This is a genomic window from Vibrio sp. 1-2 (7-a) (genome assembly GCF_013048515.1).
Taxonomy (GTDB): domain Bacteria; phylum Pseudomonadota; class Gammaproteobacteria; order Enterobacterales; family Vibrionaceae; genus Vibrio; species Vibrio diabolicus.
On sequence record NZ_VHSQ01000029.1, the window covers coordinates 1 to 958 of the forward strand.

General features: G+C 41.8%; 1 other RNA gene and 1 pseudogene. Both read left to right on the forward strand.

The window, feature by feature from the left end:
* The first annotated feature begins 413 nt into the window (after positions 1 to 413).
* Positions 414 to 510, forward strand: an RNA gene (ffs, locus tag FKN08_RS23590) — signal recognition particle sRNA small type.
* Positions 511 to 629: 119 nt separating this feature from the next.
* A pseudogene (locus tag FKN08_RS23595) lies at positions 630 to 833 on the forward strand (endonuclease); the annotation flags it as partial.
* Positions 834 to 958 lie beyond the last annotated feature (125 nt).

Here is a 958-nt window from a genome sequence, read left to right on the forward strand (position 1 = left end):
TGAACAAGGCGTAGCCATTCTTGCTGAGATCTATGCTGAGACATTTTCGAGTACCTTTAACGATAAAAGTTAAAGGTTACGACGTTTATTAAAAGGATTGAATGAGTCGATTTAAAGACGCTTACGTCTGTGGGTATCTCTATCGGTGTCTCTGCAAAAAGAGAACAGCACATGAGCTTAGAGCAAGCCATGCATTTAGCTGATGAAGATATGTATTCAAGTAAGCAGTCAACACGCCGTTATCCTTCTTCGCATCGTTACGTGGCTCAATCATAGAGGAATGAATTGATCGAGTTTTGTCCAAACGGTAATGAAATGATGAAATTCAAGGTTTTTGCTCTTGCATTATGAGGGCTGATACTGAATAATCGCCCCATCGATTGAGGCAAGTCCTCTCGAAAATAATTATGGGGCTCTGGTCCTCTCGCAACAATAGCTCGTGAACTCGGTCAGGTCCGGAAGGAAGCAGCCGCAGCGGGTGACTTGTGTGCCGGGATGTGGCTGGGGTCCCACCCTTTATGAAGCCTGCAATATATGTTCGCATAAATTGCAGGATTTCTTCATATTTGCACCATAAGTTTTCATAGTCTATTTTTTTGCTGTAGGTTTACAACAAAAGTGACTTGGCTATGTTTGACCAAACTAAGAAATCATCTCACGTACACAACATTTGTAAGTTCATGAGCTTGAAGAACGATGCTGTTGTTCGCACTCTCTCCATTCTGGAGTTCGATTTCTGTTTTCACCTCGAATACAACCCAAACATCAAAAGTTTTACCTCTCAACCTTTTGGCTTCCACTATCAGTTCAATAACCGCAAGTGCCGATATACTGTAGTGGTCAACTAAAATTGGCCACTGTTTTAGAGTTTTCCCAATATAATCGTTCTGACTCATTGGGAGTTAGACCACCGTTATACTGATGTGGCCTGAGTTGACAGTAATATCCAATGATGTAG